Below are 20,489 nucleotides of genomic sequence, written 5' to 3'. Positions count from 1 at the left end.
CCTCGATTCTCAATAGTAATTTGTTTAACAGTAGGGTTAGTAATAACCCTACTTTTTTTATGGCATTAATCACACAGCCTATAGCCGAAGGTATCAGGCAATCAATAGCAAAACTATTGGACTGTTTTCCGGATGAATGGCCTCTCGCCTAGAGAATAGGAGTAGTTTGATCTAATGCTGAAAATTTCTGCACATGAGATTGAGGACATGACCTGATCAGATACCTGATCAAATATTCTCAAGCCCGAGGCCATCTAACCATTAATACCCTTTTCAGCCTTTTTAACACCTAATTACTCAATGGATAGTTTGACCTAAGCCATGAGCCTTTGTAAAAGGAAAGTCCCTAACTATGTCACAGTTTATTGAAACCCCTCAAATTGAAGAATTGCCCGACGGAAGTTTAATCTTTCGAGGGGCTACCGACCAGGAAAATTTTTTTGCTGGAGAGTCCGGTGATGATATCATTACCGGCGGGGATAGTGACGACACTTTGTATGGTGGCCTTGGCAATGACACTATTGATGGTCGTGGTGGTAATGACCTGATTTTGGGAGAAGAGGGACATGATTCCCTTATCGGTGGTTCTGGTGATGATACTATCTATGGCGGCGAAGGAAACGATACCATCGACGGCCAAGAAGGTAATGATGTCTTATTTGGAAACCAGGGTCAGGATCTAATTTATGGTGGTCCTGGTGACGATACTATTTATGGCGGTCAGGATAACGACACCATCGATGGCGGTGAAGGCAATGATATAATCTAGGGAAACAAGGGTGATGACCTGATTTTTGGTGGTCCCGGTAACGATACTATTTATGGCGGTCAGGATAACGATACTATCTATGGCGGCGAAGGTGATGATCTCCTGTTTGGGGATAAGGGTGATGATCTCATCTTTGGTAATGCGGGCAGAAATACCCTTTATGGTGGCGAGGGTAATGATACTCTTTACGCGGGAGATGATGGGAATTTACTTTTTGGAAACCAAGGGGATGATCTTCTAATTGGTGGTGCTGGTAACGACAGTATGTATGCAGGTCAGGGTAATGATACTGTCTTGGCGGAAGCTGGAGATAATACCATCTTTGGGGATATTGGAAATGACAGCATTGTGGGTGGGTCTGGCAATGATTTGATGTTCGGTAATCAGGATGATGATACCATCATAGCTGGTTCTGGAAATAATACACTTTACGGCGGTCAAGGTAATGACCTTCTAATTGCGGGTGATGGCAATGATATTCTACACGGTGATCAAGGTAATGATACCTTGATTGGTAGTGCGGGTTCTGATACCTTTGTTTTCTCTTATTTTGGTGAGGAAAATGCGGATACATTGCTGAACTTTAACCCAGACCAAGACCAAATTCATCTGTCGGGTTCGGCATTTACGGCTTTAGGTGATAGCTTGGAAATGGGAGAATTTACGACTATCGAGAACTTTATTCCGGGTCAAACTCCCACCCAAGGTGCTAACTTAATCTACGACTCTAATAATGGTCAGTTCTATTATATTGATGAACAGGGCAATATTTCCAGGGTCGCTAATTTGGGAGTTAACTTAGGTTTGAGTGATGATAATTTTGAAATTATCTAACCTCGGTGGTTGGCTTGCTTAAACCTCAGTTAAGATGGGTTGATAAATCCATCTTTTATTTTTGGTAAATTGACGATTAAAGATTAATGTATTTATGTCAGTAGCTTCGGGTTTAGAACTAAAACGACAAGTTGCCCAACAATTGATGGCAATGGGTTTAATTTGTCAGCAAAATGGGGATTGGGAAGAGGCAATATCACTTTATCAACAAGCGATATCAGAAGCACCTAATTGGTCGGATCTATATTATTATCTGGGTTTGGCACAGTATAAACAGGGTGATTTATCGGAGGCTATTTTTTGTTATCAACAGGGTATTTTAACGGCTAATAATAACCCGAATTCTGCCAATATCAGCATTTGTAATATTCATTATAACCTGGGTGTTTGCTTACAGGATTTGGGTCAAGTTGACCAGGCAATTGAAAGTTATAAACAGGGAATTTTAATTAATCCTAAACTTATCAACTCTTATAATAATTTGGGATGTTTGCTTATCCAAAAAGGAGAGTGTGAAGAAGCCGCGAGAGTTTTAGAATCTGCTATTAATGAATGTGAGGAAGATGAAGTTATTTATATTAATTTGGCTCAAGCATTCTTGGGTTTAGAACAACCAGAAAAAGCTATGCTGGTTTGCCAAAAAGCGATTGCAATACAGCCGGAGAAAAGCACGGGCTACTATCATCTGGCTTGTGCATTACAAAGGTTGGGTAAACATCAGCAAGCTCTGGAATATTTGGAAAAAGTATTAAGGTTAAATCCTGAGTTTAAGTCGGCTTTATATCATCAAATTGATAGCTTAATTGAGAGGGGTCATATTCAAGAAGCGATCGCTCATTTACAAAGGATAGTTACTGATGATAATCCTTGGATTAATCATTATTGTAATCAATCGGAAAAACTTACCCCTAACAATGAGTGGGAAAATGCTAAAGCAGCTTGTGGTAGTTTTTTGCGTGCTTTAAAACAACCGGATATTTCCACTAAAGTTATAGATTATTTTGCCCAAATTCATGTTCATTTGGGTAATGTTATGGTAGAATATGGGGAACCGAAAAAAGGCGAATATCATTATCATAAAGCACTTTTAGCGAATCCTAAATCTAGCTTAATTTATCTACGGCTAGGATATTGTCTCAGTCAACAAGGTAGAGAAAATGCCGCGAAAATTATTTATCAAATTGCTGGGCTAAATTCTACGACAGATGCGGCTAATTTACCAGTAATTAAAGATAAATCAAATCCTGGAATAATTGAGGGCGAAAAAAAATGTGATGGTCTCAATTGTCGCCCCTGTCTTGACCAAATTATTAAATCGTTTAATCCTCGGAGTCTGGGGTCAGAAATATATCAACTAAATTTTGATAAAACATTAATTCAAAACTCGCCATATCAGTCTGTGGATATCCTCAATAATGGCAGAGTTTGGGTAGCACCCCAAAAAAATGAATGGATGATTTGTAATGCGATCGCTGTTTGGGATGATCAGGATCAGTTTGTCCCTAAATTATCTCGGAATTATCCGGGTCAATTACCCAACTGTCAGAATTATCACCCTCATAAATCTTTGAAAATTGCGGAACTTCCGCCCTCAGAATTCGTCGAAGGAACCGTAGCCGTTTTATCTGGCTTATCGGGACACATATACTTTCATTGGATGGTAGATATTTTACCCAGATTTGACATTCTGATCAATCAAGGGTATAATATCTCTCAGATAGACTTGTTTTTGGTTAACAGTTATCAACAACCATTTCAGAAAGAAACCCTGATTAAATTAGGTGTTCCTCTGTCCAAAATTATCGAAAGCGATCGCTATCCCCATATTAAAGCAGAAAGGTTGATTATTCCATCATTTCCCGATGCTTTGGGGTGGCTATCTTCCCAGTCTTTAAAGTTTCATCGTCAGCATTTTTTACCAGCCGTTAAAACTGCCAAGTCTAACTTACCATCTCGCCTTTATATAAGTCGAAATCAAGCAAGTTATCGGCAAGTATTAAATGAAAGTGAGATTATTAACTATCTGGAAAAATATGATTTTATCCCCATCAATTTGGAATCCCTGACCCTCGAAAAACAAGTGTCATTGTTTGCTAATGCTGAGGCAATTATTGCCCCCCACGGTAGCGGTTTAACTAATTTGATTTTTTGCGAACCAGGGACAAAAATAATTGAGTTAATTTCCCCCCATTATATCCGTCATTATTACTGGGTAATTAGCCAACAATTGGGGTTGCACCACTATTACATTAAGGGAGAGGGATTTGACTGCTATCCTATCCGAAAACTGATGTATCCTAACCCTCTGACGGAAGATATTTTGATTTCTCAAACTTCTCTTACCAAAATAATAGATATTCTCGGGATTACCAAATCTAAAACTATGGTTTCTTTTTCTCCCACCCCTATTCGTCAGCTTCCTCAGACTCCAGGTATCAACCAAAACGGATACCATAAAACTGGGGAATTGGACTCACTTAATCAACGGTCTGAGTCTATGTTATATTCCTCATCAACTGTACCCCAAAAGCCTGATAAAGTCAATAGTAGCTTATGGAGTTCTCCAGATGATTTAGAAGTTTATTTACAAGGGGCAGAATCCCTATATAATCAAGGGCATTATCAACAAGCAGCCGAGGCTTGTAAACGGGTAATATCTCAGCGTCCAGATGCCCGTAGTTATAAACTATTAGGTAATGTGAGACAAGCGCAAGGACAGGTTGAAGAAGCTAAACGCTGGTATGCGAAGGCGATTCAACTGCAACCTAATTTTGCGGAAGCATTTACGAATTTGGGGACTATTTACGCGCAGCAAAAACAATGGCAAGAAGCGATCGCCTGTTACCAAAAAGCGATATCCTTGCAGCCGAAACTGGGGGCGGCTTATCGGAATTTAGCTAGGGCGTGGACGCAGTTAGGAAAAACTACAGAAGCGACAGAATGTTGGTATCATGCTTATTCCATAGATCCGGAACTTATCTCAGCGGAAGAACATCTAAATCTAGCCACTAACCTCATGGAAATGGGGCTAATAACACAGGCGGTTTCATCCTATTGTCATGCTATCGAAGCTGACCCTAATTCTCAGGAGGCTTATCGTCATTTAGGGGAAGCAATTAAACGTCACCAAAAACTAGATTATCATGATTTAGAATATCAAGAAAAGTTGACGATACAGGCGACTGGAAGCATCAAGAATCAGTCTGCCAAGCGGCGGCGGATGCGATTAGCCTCTGATGCTTCTGTTGACTTGGGAGATAACCCCAAAAATCAAGGTTTTTTCGCAAAAGTTAAAGGTTGGTTTTCCGGAGGAAAGGAAGGTTATCAGTTAAAGTCTGCTAACCCTAATTATCCCAGACAGCCAGAACCAGATCAGATTTATAATGATTTGTCTTTGGAACCGACTTTCCGGGAACCTTATCAACGTTTTTCTGATATCTGGATGGGCAATGAAACGCCAGAAATTAAGGATTTTTTGGCTGACCAAAGTTTGAGAATTGATGATTATTTACAAAGGGCAGAAGCGGCGGCTAAATTAGGTAATTTACCGGAAGCATTTAACCAGTGTAACAATGCTTTGAAATTACAGCCTAATTTACCAGAAGCCTATAAGATTTTAGGACAAATTGAACAGGCGCAGATTCATCGGGAAGCTGCCCAGACTTTCTATGAAAAGGCGATTAGTTTGGGTTTGCATGATGCGGAAGTTTATCTGAATTTAGGGAGTTTATACGCTTATCATCAACAGTGGGAGAAGGCTATTGTATGTTATCATAAATCCTTGGATTTGCAGCCTAAATCTGCTATGGCTTATTGGAATTTAGCGAAGATTTGGCGGCGGCTGGGTAAAAATGTAGAGATGATTGACTGCTTATATGAGGCTTATTGTTTGGAACCTAATAAGGTGAAGGCTGAGGCACATTTACAGTTAGGAAATAATCTGCTAAAATATGGGCAGAAAACTCAGGCGATCGCCTGTTATCAAAGAGCAATTGAACGGGATGGAAATTTAACTCTAGCCCGCCAGAAACTCCTGGAATTAGAGCGATTAGAGACTACTGCGCCTATGGCAGATCCGCCGGATATTCAACTCAATAGTAAAGCGGAAGTTGCCGATATTTACGAGGTTGAATTAAAAGAGAATAACTCGGATGTAAATGTTCCTGATATTGATGGTGAAATTAAACGGGCAGAATCTCATATAATGGCTAAGGAATTTGCGGAGGCGATCGCAGTTTGTGAACAGCTATTAACTAGGGAAACAGATAATCCCAGAATTTACAAAATTTGGGGTAATGCCCTCCAAGGCTTAGGACAAATTCAGGAGGCGCGAGAAAAGTATAATCAAGCGCTGGCAATTGACCCTAATTTTGCTGAGGTTCATGCTAATTTAGGCAGTCTCTACGCCCGTGAAAAAGCCCTAGAAGAGGCGATAAATTGCTATCAGCGTGCTATTGCCATTAAGCCGAATTTAGCGGCTACACACCGCAATTTAGCCCGGATTTGGAAGCAGTTAGGGAAGGTGGAAGAATGGGCAAAATCTTGGAATCAAGCCCTAGCTTTGGAACCGGAAGGGGGTTCAGCTAAGGAGGATATTTATTTAGGTCATGCTTTGATTGAACAGGGAGATTTGCCAGGGGCAATTACCTGTTATCAGCGGGCGATTAAAGCTGAAAAATGTTCGGTAGAATTGTATGGACATTGTGGCGAAATTTTGATTTCACAAAAACGCTGGCAAGAAGCTATTAATGTTTATCGTCAAGGTGTGGAAAATTACCCCAACCAATCAGATTTTTATGGTAAGTTGGGTCAAGTATTGGTGGAGATGGATAAATGGGATGATGGGATTTTGTTCTATCAAAAAGCTGTGAAAATGAATCCTGAGTTGGTGTGGGCTTATTATGATTTGGCTGATATCTTCTTTGAGAAGGGGGAATTTGAATCGGCAATTTCCTACTATCAAAAAGTTGTGGAATTGGAACCACACAACTGGGAAGCATATCATAGTTTAGGTGATGCTTATCAGCAACAGGGTTTAGTTGATGAAGCGGTGGAGGCTTATCAAAAGGCGATCGCCTTAAAGGATCAGGAATAATGGATGATTATTATGTTTGATGTATGGTGGCGGGGGGAAAGTTGTTAATGATGATGATCATCTTTTGGGGGAACAGGATCATAGCCGCCTGGGTGAAGGGGATGACAGCGCAAAATACGAGCGATCGCCATCCATCCACCCCGAAAAATGCCAAAGCGATCTATTGCTTCCATAGCATATTCTGAACAAGTGGGATAAAAGCGGCAAGCGGGAGGAAGCACCGGAGAAATCAATGACTTATAACCCTTAATCAAACCAATTAATATCTGTTTCATCTCAACTATCCAACATGACAACTTGGGGAGCTAATACCATAGTATCCTGTTCTTGAATAATGCGTCCAATACCGAGAAACTGACCGGATTGGTCATCTACCCGTAACACGGCATCGACATTTCCCGCGACGGGAACCCGCTGTCCGTGACACCAACGTTTTGCATCTTCGGAACCTAGGGCGATCGCCTGTAAATGAGTCAAAGCCAGAGAGGGGTCAAGGGGTTTAAACTTTTCCCGCTTGACCAGATCTTCCAACTCTTCGATAGTCAAACTATTTGCCAAGCTAAACCCACTGGACTGTAGGCGAACTAAACCCGCGAGAGTCCCCCCGGTGTTCAGACGTTCCCCCAAATCCCTAGCAATAGAACGGATATAAGTTCCCGGACCACAGGCGATCGCCAATTCCACCTCTGGAAACTCCCCAGATCGCCAACTCAAAACATCCAACCCAAACACCTCCACCGTCCGGGTGGGAACTTCCACCACCTCACCCCGTCTGGCTCTCTCATATAAGCGCTTCCCCCCCACATGAATAGCACTATAATAGGGTGGCTTTTGCTCAATTTTACCGATAAATTCAGGCAACAGGGCGGCGATATGTTCCAGTTGCAAATGAGAAGCCGATCGCACCTGTAAAGTTTCCCCCTCCAGGTCATCGGTGGCGGTGGTAATTCCAAAGCGAATCACTCCCCGATAGGCTTTCTCAGAGGACAGAAATTGCAGCAGGCGGGTAGCCCTTCCCAATGCAATAGGTAGCACCCCAGTCGCGGCCGGATCAAGGGTTCCTGCGTGTCCTACCCGCTTTAGGTGTAACATACGCCGAACCCTTGCCACACAGTCATGGGAAGTCCACTCCTGTGGCTTATTCAAATTAAGGAACCCCTGCAAATCGGCCATCAATCTTAAATAGTGATCTGATCAATTGCGGTAAAATCGGCGGAAGTGAGATTATCCACACCAACCACAATAGCCACAAAAGCGCGATTAGGATCGAAACTTTGCCTAAGTCGGATCACGGTGCTATCTTCTAGTTCCCCTTCCAGTCCCACAGAAGTACCGGAGACAAACTCTAGGTTAGTAGATCGCAGACCACCCGTGAGCAAAATTTGATCGTCACTCCGAGTATAATCCATAATGACATCGGCTTCGCGAATGTTGACTCCCCCACTGAGGGAACTCACCACAAAGGAATCGCGACCCTCCCCACCAATGAGAGTATCAGCGCCAGTGTCTCCCGACAGCAGATCATTCCCATCGCCACCATACAGGATATCATCGTTTTTACCACCGAAGAGGGTATCGTTTCCATCCCCTCCATACAGCCAGTCATTAGCTAAATTGCCAAACAGCAGATCATCTCCGGCTTCACCATAGAGGGTATCTGCTTCTTGACCGCCATAGAGGGTATCATTACCATTGCCCCCATAAAGCAAATCCCGGCCTTGGTTGCCAAATAATAGGTCATTTCCAGCTTCTCCCAACAGGGTATCAGAACCGGCCTTACCATAGATGGTATCATTGTTGCTACCCCCAATAAGGAGTCGGGTCCGTCACCTCCAATAATGCGATCGGCGGCAGCAGTCCCCCTCACGGTTTCCCCGGCTGAGTCGGTGACAGTAATTTCATTAACTGAACCATTGCTACTCACGGTTTCCCCAAAGTCGGAAGTTCCATTTCCCAAATTATCACCGGAATTATTAGTTCCTCCGTTGACGGAACCTTCTGGGGGAATAATCAGATCAGCGGGTAAGGTATCCACACTGAATAGCTCATCTAAAATCCGTGGATCGATTATAACTCCTACAGATGACATAATAACTCCTAATTTTTTTTAAGTGGGTTTTATTGACTGGAATAAATACCCCGTTCCCTTAATTGTTGCATAAAAAACTCTTCTAGGGAAAGGCGGGATAAATTCATCGATATCAGTTGAGCATTGATATCCTGTAGATGGGCGATAAATTCCTGGGGGTTGCCTTGCAGATTACCGCGCCAATAGTCTTGTTCGATTTCCAAGTTGGTTACCCATTCCTCCAGTTGTTGAGGATTACCACCTTTGCCACTCACGGAATAGGTTTCAGTGATTCCTAATAATTCATCCAAAGAACCGATGGAAATGAGTTCTCCTCGTGATAAAATGGCAACGCGATCGCATATTTTTTCGACATCTGACAGGACATGACTGTTAAAAAATATGGTTTTTCCTTGCTGTTTGAGTGATAAAATAATCTCTCGGATTTGATAACGACCCATGGGGTCAAGACCGGACATAGGCTCATCTAAAAATACCACTTCTGGGTCATTAATTAAGGCTTGAGCCATGCCAATCCTTTGTAGCATTCCCTTAGAATACTGTCGCATCTGTTTTTTGATGGCCGCTGATTTTGCCAGTCCGACTAAATCCAATAATTCGGGAATCCTTTGGCGACTAACTGCTTTCGGGATTTGGAAAAGTTCCGCCGCCAACTCTAAAAATTCCCACCCGGTCAGATAGTCATAAAAATAGGGGTTTTCTGGCAAATAACCCACTCGCTGTTTTACTTGGCGATCGCCAATAGGTTGCCCCAATAAATAAGCTGCGCCAGAAGTGGGACGCACCAAACCTAGTAACACTTTAAATAAAGTCGTTTTCCCGGCTCCATTTTGTCCCAAAAGCCCAAAAGTTTCCCCCTGATATATACTCAGACTACAATTAATCAGGGATTCAATTTTTTGATTCATCCAAAATCCCGTCCGGTAAAATTTACCTAACTTCTCGGTGCTAACTACCGCCGGGGGTAAATATTTCGGTGATTGGGGGGGTATAGTTTCAGCCTGATTCATCGGTTTTTGCTTATATGAAGACGCTCGATCTCAATCTTAATACAAATGTTCATAGCTAGGTTTAACCCGGCATCTAAAGCCTTTTGACTGGCTTCTGGGTGGCTGATTCCCAACTGACCCCAGACGGTTTTCGCCCCAACGGCGATCGCCTCATCAACAATTTCTGGTAGATATTGCGAACCTCGAAAAACATTGACAATATCAATCGTTTCCGGGACCGCCTGCAAATTCGGATAACAAGGTTGACCCTTGACCTCTGTTAATAAAGGATTCACCGGATAGACCCGATAGCCCCGGTTTCGCAAAAATTCAGCCACCATGTAACTAGGGCGCGAGGGTTTGTCGGAATGACCATAAACGGCGATCGTCTGCGACTCCGCCAACACCTGAGCCATTGCGGTATCATCTTGGTTGAGATCAAGCATATTCTGCATATCCTCAGACTTTAGCGCCGATGATAACCCCATCGCGGCGTTTTCCGCATCTGGAAAAGGGAAGATCTTGATTGAATCTAATTGCTACTGGGAGTCGATAACCTTGAACCGATTTACCGATAATCATACCGAGCATCATACCGAGCATCATACCGAGCATCATACCGATAATAATTATGCCCCACCATCACCACCATACCTAGATGGTTGGTGCTTACATGGACGAGATCCTGAGTTTGTCCGATCGCTAATGCCAGTTTTGGGATGGTTTTACCAGCACTATTTTCGGGTCAAAATGGACGGCTGGCAGCATCTTCGAGACTCAGGCAGAATGTTAATTGTCGGTTCCCATAATGGTGGCTTGGCTGCACCAGATATGCACATGGGTTTATATGGCTGGGCCGATCGCTTTGGCTGCGATCGCCCTCTATATGGTTTAATGCACCCCAAAGTCTGGGAAATGTCCCCCACAGTTGCTACTCAAGCCGTGCGGTGTGGTGCTATTCGCGCCCATCCCCGAATGGCGATCGCCGCCTTACAAGCAGATTATCCCGTTTTGGTTTATCCAGGGGGGCCAGAAGATGTGTTTCGCCCCCACAATATGAGAAATCAGATTTATTTTGCTGGGCGGCGTGGGTTTATTAAATTGGCCTTACGCACCGGGTCTCCTATTGTTCCCCTCATTTCCCATGGAGCCCATGATACCCTCATTGTCCTCGCTGATTGTTATCAACAGGCTAAGATCCTCCATGATTTGGGGATGCCTTGGTTACTCGATATTGACCCGGAAGTGTTCCCCATTTATTTGGGACTCCCCTGGGGGTTAAGTATTGGTCCTTTGCCTAATATCCCTTTACCAGGGGAAATCTATATTCGCATCTGTGAACCTATTGTCTTTCAACGCTATGGTCGAGAGGCGGCGGGCGATCGTGATTATGTCGAGTCCTGTTACCAATTGGTCAAAACTCAGATGCAACACCAACTCGATCGCCTTGTCCTCCAGGTCGAGAAATCCTGAGTTTCCCTCTCTGGATAGTTATGCAAATCTTAAATCTTTATTAATTTGGAAAACTGCGATCGACAAAAATTAACACCCCCCAATTTAATCACAACAGCTATAATCCCCCAATTCTCGCCCTTCTTCCCTCCATCCCATCCCTCAATCACCATGATTTACCGTTCGGGATCAAGGTATTCCTAATTAGTAGCTATTGCTACCCGGTTCAAATTCTGGCATAATTAGTCAGTAGCTCAATACAGTGATCCGTTCTTTCATTTTTTTTAACCTGCTACTAACCATCCGTTAAATATCTCCTCTTAGTCTCGTGGTAATCTGGCTAAATAGTCAGGCATTACCCGGAAAATTTTGGAGTTGATTAGCGCCAAATTTAAACCTAGTAAAAAAACCATTTAAAATGTCTACCAAACAAATCATCCGTTGTCCCAATTGCGGTTCTCACGCCGAACGCTATCACAGCCATACAGTCATTAAAACCCAGTGTCACACCTGTGACTATTTAATGATTACCTGTTCTGAAACCGGAAAAGTCTTTGAAGCCTACGCCCCTGGCTTATATGCCAGTGTATTGCAAGCCGTCAGCTAACCTATCAAACCTATCAACTGATTTATGGCCACCCTCTTCCCAGGGTGGTCTCGTTGACAAAGCCTAATTAACTCAATATATTAAGAAATATTAATCATCTCCCTAAGACATCTATGACTAATTCCATTGAAATCTATACTTGGAGTAGCTGTCCATTTTGTTTACGAGCTAAGGCTCTCCTCAAACGCAAAGGCTGGGAGTTTACCGAATATGTGATTGATGGAGATGAAGAAGCTCGCGATCGCATGGCTGCTAAATCCAATGGACGGCGTTCTGTTCCCCAAGTCTTCATCAATGGTCGCCATATTGGTGGCTGTGATGACCTCCACGCCTTAGAAGCCCAAGGTCAGCTTGATTCCCTACTTAGCGCTTAGTTTAACAAAACCCCCAGCAGCAGTCTGGGGGTCGTCCTGATAACTTTTATTAATATCATTAATGAAATTTGCTTTTATTATTGACCCCATCGCTAATCTAAATCCCGCCCACGATAGCACTGTTGCTATCATGGAAGCCGCCCAAGTAATGGGTCATGAAATTTGGATTACTCAAAGCCATCAACTAAGTGTAATTGCTGGGAAAGCCTGGGGAACCCTCACCTCCCTTCATTTAACTCCTATTACTAGGCGCGATCAGACTTGGGTGGTCAACTCCCCCTGGTTTGAGTTGGGCGCTTCCACATTACAGCCCTTAGAAGCCATGGATGCAGTCTTTATGCGGGTTGACCCCCCCGTAACTGTTTCTTACCTATATACCACTTATATTCTCGACTATATCGACCCCACCAAAACTTTAACCGTTAATGCTCCCCAAGGGTTACGCGCTGCTAATGAAAAAATGTATGCCCTCCAGTTTGCTGATGTCATTCCTAAAACTATTGTTAGCCGCAAAAAAAAGGTGATTCGGGAATTTGTCGAACATGAGGGCGCAGCAGTTTTAAAACCTTTGGGTGGTAAGGCGGGTGAGGGTATTTTGTTTCTGGAACCAGACGATCGCAACTTTAATTCCCTCGTGGAAATTAGCACCCGCCAAGGTGTTGAACCTGTCATGATTCAAACCTACTTACCCGCCGCCAAAGATGGCGATAAACGCATTATCTTGTTAAATGGTGAACCTATTGGGGCTGTTAATCGCATTCCTACTGGTAAAGAGTTTCGGGGAAATATGGCCGTCGGCGGTCGCGTCGCTCAAACTAAAATAAGCGATCGAGAGTTGCATATTTGTCGCCGAGTTGCCCCCAAATTAATTGAATCCGGACTATATTTCGTCGGTCTTGATGTCATTGGTGGTTATCTCACAGAAGTTAATGTCACCAGTCCTACTGGGATTAGGGAAATCGATTTACTAGACCATGTAAGTTTGGGTTCTCAGGTGATTCAATGGGTAACCTCTCAAGTTACCCAAATGATTCATAATTCCTGATACATTACCCCGTCGGTTCCCTTTTTCTTAGGGGTTGTGGAGGATAAAAAATTCATATCCATACCATTCGTGATACTCGCGATATATTTCCACCTCCCGTTTTTCCATGTCTAAAATTTTCAACCCCTCCTGATTGTCTTGATAAATTCTATACAGATGATTAATCCTCTCCTCCAAGGGGTTATAGTAATTTAACCAACCCCTCTCTGGTAGCGTGAATTGGTTAATTATTTCATATCCGCAATTAGCAATAATCTCCGATAACTCCCATAGATTTTTCATGGCTGGATAATCAGCTTGCCAAAAATCATAAACCTCCGACGGTGGATTATCCCGTAACCACACTAACTCACTCACCATCATATAACCACCCGATTTGAGATAGGATTTTAATTGCTTTAATCCCGTCTCGAAACCCATAATATAGATGGAACCCTCAGCCCAAATAATATCAAAACTAGATGGCGGAAAATTTAGGGATGACATACTTTGATTTAAACAGGTTATCCTCTCCCCAAAACCTTCGGCGATCGCCTTTTGTTTAAGACTGTCTAAATAAGGTTGATGAATATCGATCGCCGTAATTTCTCCATCCGTTAATCTCGCTAATTCCAGAGTGGACGACCCCGGACCACAACCTATATCTAAAATCTTCCGTTGAGACAAACTTGGTAGCATCCTAAACCCTTGTCTAGTATACTCATCACCCCCCGGACTTTCCCTCAATAAATCCCTATGAATTTCCCAAAAAATCTCATTCATCATTAACTTTTCGCCTGAAAATCTTTAAAAATTGTCTGAAACCCGTACATCAATCTATGTACATTATTAACATCACCCGGAATTATACCACACTCCCATTTTCGCTTCCGACTCGCTAACAACTTCCCCGCTACTTCTGACACACTATTCGACACAAAATAACAATCTCCCGCTACCCGTAACTCCGAGGCTAAAGATAAAAACGCTTGGGCTACTTCTGGCTGTAATTGGGAGGCAGAATATTCACAATTAACCCCCAATAAAATCCGCGACGCGCGAGGTTCCCGCCCGTTATTTCGACAAGCATCCGCCTCCATTTTATATAATACGCAGATATCGCAATCATACAAAACTCGCAGCCGCCCGTGGACTTTCACCCCGATATGTATTTCTAAAGGTGGCTTATTGGCAAATTCAATAAGTCCGTGAGTATAGGGCTGTATTTGCTCATAGATTTTCCCCGGACGTTGACGAAATATTAACCTATCTGTAGCCTGTTTCGTTACATCCTTATAACTGACTTTACCTCCCTCATTTTTTGCCCCTGTCACCAAGATATTAAATATGTAACAATTAAACAGGTTCCTCAGTTGTTGATATCTCCTGAGATTGGGGTTAACGATCGCCTCTAAATTTCCCTTAATTTCCGTCAACAATGATGGCGGATTTTTGGCGGAATTGACCCGCAACTTTCCTAGGGTTTTTCTGACCTGTTCAGCCGCGGCTAATCTTTCTAAAATTTCCGGCTGATAAAACTTGACAAATTCCCCCGTTTGTGCTAGGGTTGAATGCCAGCATATTTCTGATTGGAAATCTGTAGTCAGTCCTTGATTATCTAATAGAGCCGCTATTTCTTGCTCCATTTCCACCCCAGAAATCACAGTGCGATCGATAGCATCAATCAGCATTGATAACTGTTCCTGGGGGCTATAATACGCCAATTTGAGGTCAGGGGATTTTCTCCCCATAACCATTTCCTCAACCGTTTTTCCAGCCGTTAAAATCTCCTCTACCTGTTCAGCGATCCATCCCAATTCTAACTGATTAAGTATTTCGACCAGTTCATCATAAATAGTCCCGCAATTATGTTCGTCCATACTGTTTAAAAACATAACAACCCCACACCTCCACCAGCACTATGGGGGAGGCGACTAATCATATTGTAGCTGATCAATGGCAAAATATGACTTAAAAATCAACTTTTTTTGATCAAAACAGCCCCCAGGACCTGGAAAAGCCACCAGGGGTGGGGGTTTTGGTGGAAGTTAAAACTTAGGTTCAGCGGGTTGACTCTTGAGGAATTCGGTATTAACGCCGGACTCCCGTGTGAGGGCGATTTTACCAGTCCGAGAAATTTCGCGGATGCCAAATTTACTCAATACCTGAACGATCGCCACCATTTTACCAGGGTCTCCGACCACCTCAATAGTCAGGGAGTCATCCCCAATATCAACCACCCGCGCGCGAAAAATCTGAGCCAACTCAATAATCTCGGAACGAATAGCACTGCTAGGGGAGTTAACCTTCAATAACATCAACTCCCGTTCCACACAGGGAACCTCAGTAATATCAAGTACCTTGAGAACATTAATCAGCTTGTAGAGTTGCTTAGTCAACTGCTCAATAATGCGATCGTCCCCAGGGACCACCATAGTAATTCGGGAAACCCCAGATTTTTCAGCAGGTCCAACAGCCAGGCTTTCAATATTAAATCCACGACGAGCAAACAAACCAGCAATGCGCGTCAGAACACCCGCCTCATCTTCAACTAAAACAGAAAGGGTATGTTTCATAATTTTGTCCCCAGGTATGGATGGCCAGTTATATAACTCAAGCCGAACCCTATTCGTATTGCGTAAGTAATTTTATCCGACAACAGACACATTTAACCCAGAAAAATCTGGCCATAGCCGGAAGTTTCTGAGTATGGCATCATCTGAAGTGAAGTAATCACGCCAGATTATGTGTCACTCATTGAGCCTTTAACAGTTAGGTTAAAAGCGCTATTGTTGAGCCCATTCTGGTGGCTTATTCAACTGCTTACTACAATATAGCTATAGTCAGCTACTTGATGCTTCGGCCAACCACCTTTCGCCATAGCGTAACTGATACATTTACGCGACATTTTTCCGGTTGTTCCCGGACAATGCGACGATAGCACTATTACCCGTTAAGGTAACAGAGGCGGTATCCCGCAAAGCTTTTAGAAAGATTCCAAAAGCACCGTTCCAGTCCCGTGGTAGAGTGAACCCGCACTCCGGACATCGGAACACTTTTGAGCCACCTAGCTGGGAATGGACATGACCACAGTGAGTACAGGTTTTGCTGGTGTATTCTTCGGTCACATCTACAACTGTTCAGTTATTTCCGCGCTTATGTCTCAGGGTTAGTTTGAATCGATAATGCGCCCATGTCAGCATGGCGCGGGCAGTCTTAGACCTGATTAGACGCTTCACCTTGGCAACCATATTGGAAGTCTCGAAGGGGGGCAAAAAAATCAGGCTGTGTTATGGGATTGCCAGGGATGCGACCCAATCAACCAAGGGGTTGAATTCCTCACCGGGTAGTTATTTCGCCCATTTCAGCTCTATTTCATACCCGAAGGTCTCGCACCATACTTGGTATTATACCGTATTGCCGTAAAATGTTAACCTAATTTGAGATTAAATCATGCTCTTTACCCATATAGATTACCATACAAAAATATTTCTCGAAATATCAGGCGGAACCAGTGAATCCCCCTCTAATCACCAACAGCCTAAGTAGAAAAGAAAAAAAGCCCGGTTTTATGGAACCGAGCCATCAACATAAATTCAGAATATTTTAAGGATTGACTAATGAAGCTCCCTCACCCAAAGACAGCGAGGTGGGGGTGGGGTGTGGCGGGAACTTTTGCCCCCATACACCCCATGGTAGGATCATGCCACAATCTTGGCCATTGAACCCCCACCTGTTTCTATCGTGGCTGAGTGGGTCGCTATTTTAGTTCAAGCAGTAGTTTCCGGTTCCGTAGCCGTCGGTTCATCATCACGGAACACCACCCGCAACAAAGGCGGAGCCACAAAAGTAGTCAGAATCACCATCAAGATAATTGCGACATCCAGAGAAGGCGACAAAGCGCCACTGTCAGAGCCTACGGCTGCAAATACCAAACCGACCTCGCCCCGGGGAATCATACCGACCCCGATCGCCAATCGGTTGATATTCTCCACGCCAAAGACGCTAAACCCAGAGATAACTTTTCCGAAAATTGCCACAACAATCAGAAAAGAAGCAATCACGAGTCCCTGGCGGTTGTCAGGAACAGCAGGATTAAGAACCTCTAAATTAGTTTTCGCCCCAACGGTAACAAAAAATATCGGTACCAGCACATCAGAAATCGGTCTAGTAAGTTCTTCGAGTTCCCTTCCTGGGTCAGTTTCATCCAAGACTAACCCCGCAGCAAAAGCACCCAAAATCGCCTCTAAACCAATAGCGGCAGCGATATAGGACAGCAACAGCGCCAGAATAAAGGCCGGAATCACAATCCGACCACGGGTTTTGAACTGTTGAGCCAGAGTCACAAAAGTATCATTAAAGAACCTTCCCAGTAAAATTGCACCCACCAGAAACACAGTGGCACTGATAATCAGGAAGATAATGTTAGTAACATCGATTTCTCCGGTTTTGGCTAAACTAGCTACCACCGCTAGGACAATAATTCCGAGGATGTCATCCATGACCGCCGCGCCGAGAATAATTTGACCTTCCTTAGAAGACAAGCGGCCAATTTCAGCTAACACACGGGAGGTAATCCCGATACTGGTAGCAGTCAAAGCGGCACCAGCGAAAATTGCAGCCACAGGCGGAACATTAAAGATGAGAATTAAGCCAATGGTTCCGGCGAAAAATGGAGCCACGACCCCCACAATTGCCACCACTAGGGATTGAACCCCTACTTCCAGCAGTTCACGAATATTGGATTCTAAGCCAATTTCAAATAGTAGGACGATCACACCAATTTCAGCGAGAACTGAGATCACCTCACTTTGAGCCTCAAAGGTGGCTCCAGCAGCACTGATATCTAACCCTGCTGTCGATGACAGTATTTGCATGATCACGGAGTCAGAAGCGCCGACACCACCTTCAGGAAATATGACTAAGTGCAGTGCTGAAATACCAATGACTACCCCGCCGACTAATTCTCCTAAAACTGGGGGAAATCCTAACCAGTTGAAGAACTCGCCACCAACTTTACTGGCTGTATAAATGGCAATTAGGCTGAGTAGTACCGCCAATAACACCATATTCCCATCAGCCTCGGGAGCTTCGCTAATTCCCTCGATGGTGTTTGCCAACAGTGGCACGGGATCAACTCCTAAAGATGAAAACATGGAAAATGGGGAGATTATCCCCAAAACTGATAGAACCATCCATTTTGTTAAAACTCGTTCCTGTCTACTGTAGCGAAAAGTGGGTTCGCATAGAGTTATAAAAAGGATAAATCAACTTTTGTATTAGTTATACATAGGTTACGAGTCTCAAATTATTTCCCAATTACCCAGTCTCATGGAGTGCGTCAGAACCCGCCTCGCCAATCAATACAGCCTGTTCAGAAATCATCTGATCACCTCTCAAAGTCCCTCTCCCTCTCTGGGATCCAGATTTAGGGTGAGGGCAATGTATTAAGCGACTGGTGAACAATCAATAATCGGCAACTGACGCACCTTAGTGGCTGATTTGCTAAAATACCCGATGTTTCAGGGATGGCATTTGGCGACGGACCTGTTGGAGGCGGGTGGGTTCAATATCAGCTAAGGCGACTCCTGGCTGATCTCCCCCATCAGCTAGTATCATTCCCCAAGGATCAATAATCATGGCGTGACCGTGGGTGTGGCGGCGGCCATAGTGACAACCAGTTTGGGCGGGAGCAATCACATAACAAGTATTTTCGATCGCTCTAGCTTTTAGCAAAACTTCCCAGTGGTCTTTCCCGGTATAGGCGGTAAAGGCGGCGGGAACAAATAACACCTCGGCTCCCTGTTTAGATAAATGCCGATACAATTCTGGAAACCGCACGTCATAACATACAGATAAACCCAACTGACCCAATTCTGGGGAATTATAAACAGGTGGGAAATCGGTCCCGGCTTTCACGGTGGCGGACTCGCAGTAAGTATTTCCATCAGGTACATTGACATCAAAAAGATGCACTTTTTCATATCGTGCTAACTCCTGACCTGTGGGGTCTACTAACAAGGCGGTATTGCAGACTTTACCTTCTCCTTTGGGAACGGGAAACCCTCCACCCAAAAGGGTTACCTGAAAACGTTGGGCGGTAGTTTTCAAAAATTTTTCGGTTTCTTCGGCAATTTCTGAACCCTGCATAAGTTTATCTTCTTCCTCACCCATAAACGAGAAGTTTTCGGGTAAGCCAATTAATTCAGCGCCTTGACGAATAGCTAGTTCAATTAAATCGCGAGCTTCTGACAAATTTTTCTGCAAATCGGGCAGACTGGTCATTTGGATCGCGGCAGCAGTGTAGGATTTCATCGATACGGAATCAGAAAAATAAGTGAAAATAAGTGATTTTTATTGTAGTCAATAATCCCACCAGGGAGTAGGTATGCTCGGACAATATTATAGGGGCAATTTATCATTACCCCTATAAATATTAATCTCTTGTTAATGATGCGATCGCCACTTAGGGCGACCTGCCCATTTTTCCGGTTCTAATCCCTAGAGGGGATGAAACAGAAGGTCGGGGAAAAACCGATTAAATTCGATCAGAATACCAGCAGTAATTAACAGCCAAACCGCTGCCAAAACTGGGACAGTAGACAAATATTTCAAAAAGTCCTGCATGAATTGAGTCTCCTAATTGATCTGCCAAACATTCGATACAATTTGGGAAAAATTCCCTTAAACTAACCCGCAAAAGGCTTGAGCTACATCCGCGAATCTCTTAGCGAGGAGAAACGGTGATTTCATTATCCTTAGCAAACATTTCCCCGGTGGTCATTTCTTTGAGAGCAGCCAGAGGCCAGAGAAATCCACCCAGCATCAATTGCACAGCTTTGGGAACTTCGATAATGATTTCCTTTTCGGTGGGCTTTTTATCTTTCCGAGCATACTGGAGGTAAGAACGACCTACCCAACCAATCCATCCGGCGATATATAGGAATAGAACACTGGGGATTAAGAAATCGCCAGCGTGGGACAGGCTACCATCTACAATCAGGTGAGGTAGGCCATCTTCGCCACAGAGTTCTTGGGAATAGCGCTCGAACCGAGCTTTGGCTTGGTCTGGGTTAGCACTGCGGGCGATAGAAGTCTTGGCCCGTTGCTGAAATGCAGCCGAATCGGAGCAGGGAGTTAGGTTATAAGCCTCGGCGGCTGCGCTACCACCGAACCAAAGACCGAGAGCGAGAACTAGAGCCAACAATCGTCGCATAGATTTGTTTCCTTTTGTTACAAAACAATAAGTTTTTTGT

At 43.8% G+C, this 20,489-nt stretch carries 19 protein-coding genes and 2 pseudogenes; 8 read left to right on the top strand and 13 right to left on the bottom strand.

The annotated features are described in order from the left end of the window. Positions 1-352: 352 nt before the first annotated feature. From NLZ44_RS22365 to NLZ44_RS22350, 4 genes and pseudogenes are all read left to right on the top strand, one after another. Positions 353-769 (top strand): calcium-binding protein, encoded by a 417-nt coding sequence (locus NLZ44_RS22365; protein ID WP_493751209.1) that lies wholly within the window; start codon positions 353-355, stop codon positions 767-769. 18 nt (positions 770-787) lie between these two features. After that, positions 788-1,012, top strand: a pseudogene (locus tag NLZ44_RS22360) (calcium-binding protein); the annotation flags it as partial. A gap of 21 nt (positions 1,013-1,033) precedes the next feature. Further along, positions 1,034-1,603 carry a calcium-binding protein gene (locus tag NLZ44_RS22355; protein ID WP_493751208.1) on the top strand — a complete coding sequence of 190 codons (570 nt, stop codon included), beginning with the start codon at positions 1,034-1,036 and terminating at the stop codon, positions 1,601-1,603. Positions 1,604-1,697: 94 nt separating this feature from the next. After that, on the top strand, positions 1,698-6,698 hold the full coding sequence (locus NLZ44_RS22350) for a tetratricopeptide repeat protein (protein WP_493751207.1): 5,001 nt from the start codon (positions 1,698-1,700) through the stop codon (positions 6,696-6,698). Between the two features lie 44 nt (positions 6,699-6,742). On the opposite strand, the gene yidD is transcribed toward NLZ44_RS22350, so the two are convergent. The 5 genes from yidD to NLZ44_RS22325 form a co-directional block, all read right to left on the bottom strand. After that, positions 6,743-6,973 carry a membrane protein insertion efficiency factor YidD gene (yidD, locus tag NLZ44_RS22345; RefSeq protein WP_493751206.1) on the bottom strand — a complete coding sequence of 77 codons (231 nt, stop codon included), beginning with the start codon at positions 6,971-6,973 and terminating at the stop codon, positions 6,743-6,745. A gap of 1 nt (position 6,974) precedes the next feature. Next, complete coding sequence (gene truB, locus NLZ44_RS22340) at positions 6,975-7,871, bottom strand: tRNA pseudouridine(55) synthase TruB (protein ID WP_493751205.1); 897 nt, start codon at positions 7,869-7,871, stop codon at positions 6,975-6,977. Positions 7,872-7,876: 5 nt separating this feature from the next. Next, positions 7,877-8,407, bottom strand: a complete 531-nt coding sequence (locus NLZ44_RS22335; protein ID WP_493751204.1) for a calcium-binding protein — start codon at positions 8,405-8,407, stop codon at positions 7,877-7,879. 409 nt (positions 8,408-8,816) lie between these two features. Further along, positions 8,817-9,797, bottom strand: a complete 981-nt coding sequence (locus NLZ44_RS22330) for an ABC transporter ATP-binding protein (RefSeq protein ID WP_493751203.1) — start codon at positions 9,795-9,797, stop codon at positions 8,817-8,819. After that, the gene (locus NLZ44_RS22325) at positions 9,794-10,222 is read right to left on the bottom strand and encodes a CoA-binding protein (protein WP_111891593.1); all 429 of its coding nucleotides are present in this window, start codon (positions 10,220-10,222) and stop codon (positions 9,794-9,796) included. Before NLZ44_RS22325 ends, NLZ44_RS22330 begins: the two co-directional genes overlap by 4 nt. A 112-nt stretch (positions 10,223-10,334) precedes the next feature. Here NLZ44_RS22325 and NLZ44_RS22320 point away from each other — a divergent pair, with 112 nt between their 5' ends. From NLZ44_RS22320 to gshB, 4 genes are all read left to right on the top strand, one after another. Further along, positions 10,335-11,249 carry a lysophospholipid acyltransferase family protein gene (locus NLZ44_RS22320; RefSeq protein ID WP_493753059.1) on the top strand — a complete coding sequence of 305 codons (915 nt, stop codon included), beginning with the start codon at positions 10,335-10,337 and terminating at the stop codon, positions 11,247-11,249. A gap of 397 nt (positions 11,250-11,646) precedes the next feature. Further along, positions 11,647-11,835: a hypothetical protein gene (locus NLZ44_RS22315; RefSeq protein ID WP_111891587.1), complete on the top strand. Its 189-nt coding sequence runs from the start codon at positions 11,647-11,649 to the stop codon at positions 11,833-11,835. Positions 11,836-11,948: 113 nt separating this feature from the next. Next, the gene (gene grxC / locus NLZ44_RS22310; protein WP_006669555.1) at positions 11,949-12,209 is read left to right on the top strand and encodes a glutaredoxin 3; all 261 of its coding nucleotides are present in this window, start codon (positions 11,949-11,951) and stop codon (positions 12,207-12,209) included. A 61-nt stretch (positions 12,210-12,270) separates the two neighbouring features. Continuing rightward, positions 12,271-13,254, top strand: coding sequence for a glutathione synthase (gene gshB / locus NLZ44_RS22305; RefSeq protein ID WP_006625444.1), 984 nt, complete (start codon positions 12,271-12,273; stop codon positions 13,252-13,254). A 27-nt stretch (positions 13,255-13,281) separates the two neighbouring features. Here the strand turns inward: gshB and NLZ44_RS22300 are convergent, their stop codons facing one another. The 8 genes and pseudogenes from NLZ44_RS22300 to NLZ44_RS22265 all read right to left on the bottom strand — a co-directional run bounded on the left by NLZ44_RS22300 (position 13,282) and on the right by NLZ44_RS22265 (position 20,449). Next, the gene (locus NLZ44_RS22300; RefSeq protein WP_233497629.1) at positions 13,282-14,019 is read right to left on the bottom strand and encodes a class I SAM-dependent methyltransferase; all 738 of its coding nucleotides are present in this window, start codon (positions 14,017-14,019) and stop codon (positions 13,282-13,284) included. Continuing rightward, complete coding sequence (locus NLZ44_RS22295) at positions 14,019-15,128, bottom strand: hypothetical protein (protein ID WP_006625442.1); 1,110 nt, start codon at positions 15,126-15,128, stop codon at positions 14,019-14,021. Before NLZ44_RS22295 ends, NLZ44_RS22300 begins: the two co-directional genes overlap by 1 nt. A 153-nt stretch (positions 15,129-15,281) precedes the next feature. Beyond that, positions 15,282-15,809, bottom strand: coding sequence for an acetolactate synthase small subunit (ilvN, locus tag NLZ44_RS22290; RefSeq protein WP_006625441.1), 528 nt, complete (start codon positions 15,807-15,809; stop codon positions 15,282-15,284). 321 nt (positions 15,810-16,130) lie between these two features. Then, positions 16,131-16,523, bottom strand: a pseudogene (locus tag NLZ44_RS22285) (zinc ribbon domain-containing protein); the annotation flags it as partial. A 480-nt stretch (positions 16,524-17,003) separates the two neighbouring features. Then, entirely contained in the window at positions 17,004-18,389 is a 1,386-nt protein-coding gene (locus tag NLZ44_RS22280; protein WP_493753058.1) for a cation:proton antiporter, read from the bottom strand. Positions 18,390-18,738: 349 nt separating this feature from the next. Next, the gene (locus NLZ44_RS22275) at positions 18,739-19,548 is read right to left on the bottom strand and encodes a carbon-nitrogen hydrolase family protein (RefSeq protein WP_006619224.1); all 810 of its coding nucleotides are present in this window, start codon (positions 19,546-19,548) and stop codon (positions 18,739-18,741) included. A 186-nt stretch (positions 19,549-19,734) separates the two neighbouring features. Beyond that, positions 19,735-19,860, bottom strand: a complete 126-nt coding sequence (gene psaJ / locus NLZ44_RS22270) for a photosystem I reaction center subunit IX (RefSeq protein WP_006619223.1) — start codon at positions 19,858-19,860, stop codon at positions 19,735-19,737. 100 nt (positions 19,861-19,960) lie between these two features. After that, positions 19,961-20,449 (bottom strand): Photosystem I reaction center subunit III, encoded by a 489-nt coding sequence (locus tag NLZ44_RS22265; protein WP_493751202.1) that lies wholly within the window; start codon positions 20,447-20,449, stop codon positions 19,961-19,963. Positions 20,450-20,489: the final 40 nt, after the last annotated feature.

This window comes from Arthrospira sp. PCC 9901, from assembly GCF_059013425.1.
The sequence above is the reverse complement of the archived record's forward strand: the minus strand, read 5'-3'. Positions and strand labels throughout refer to the sequence as shown.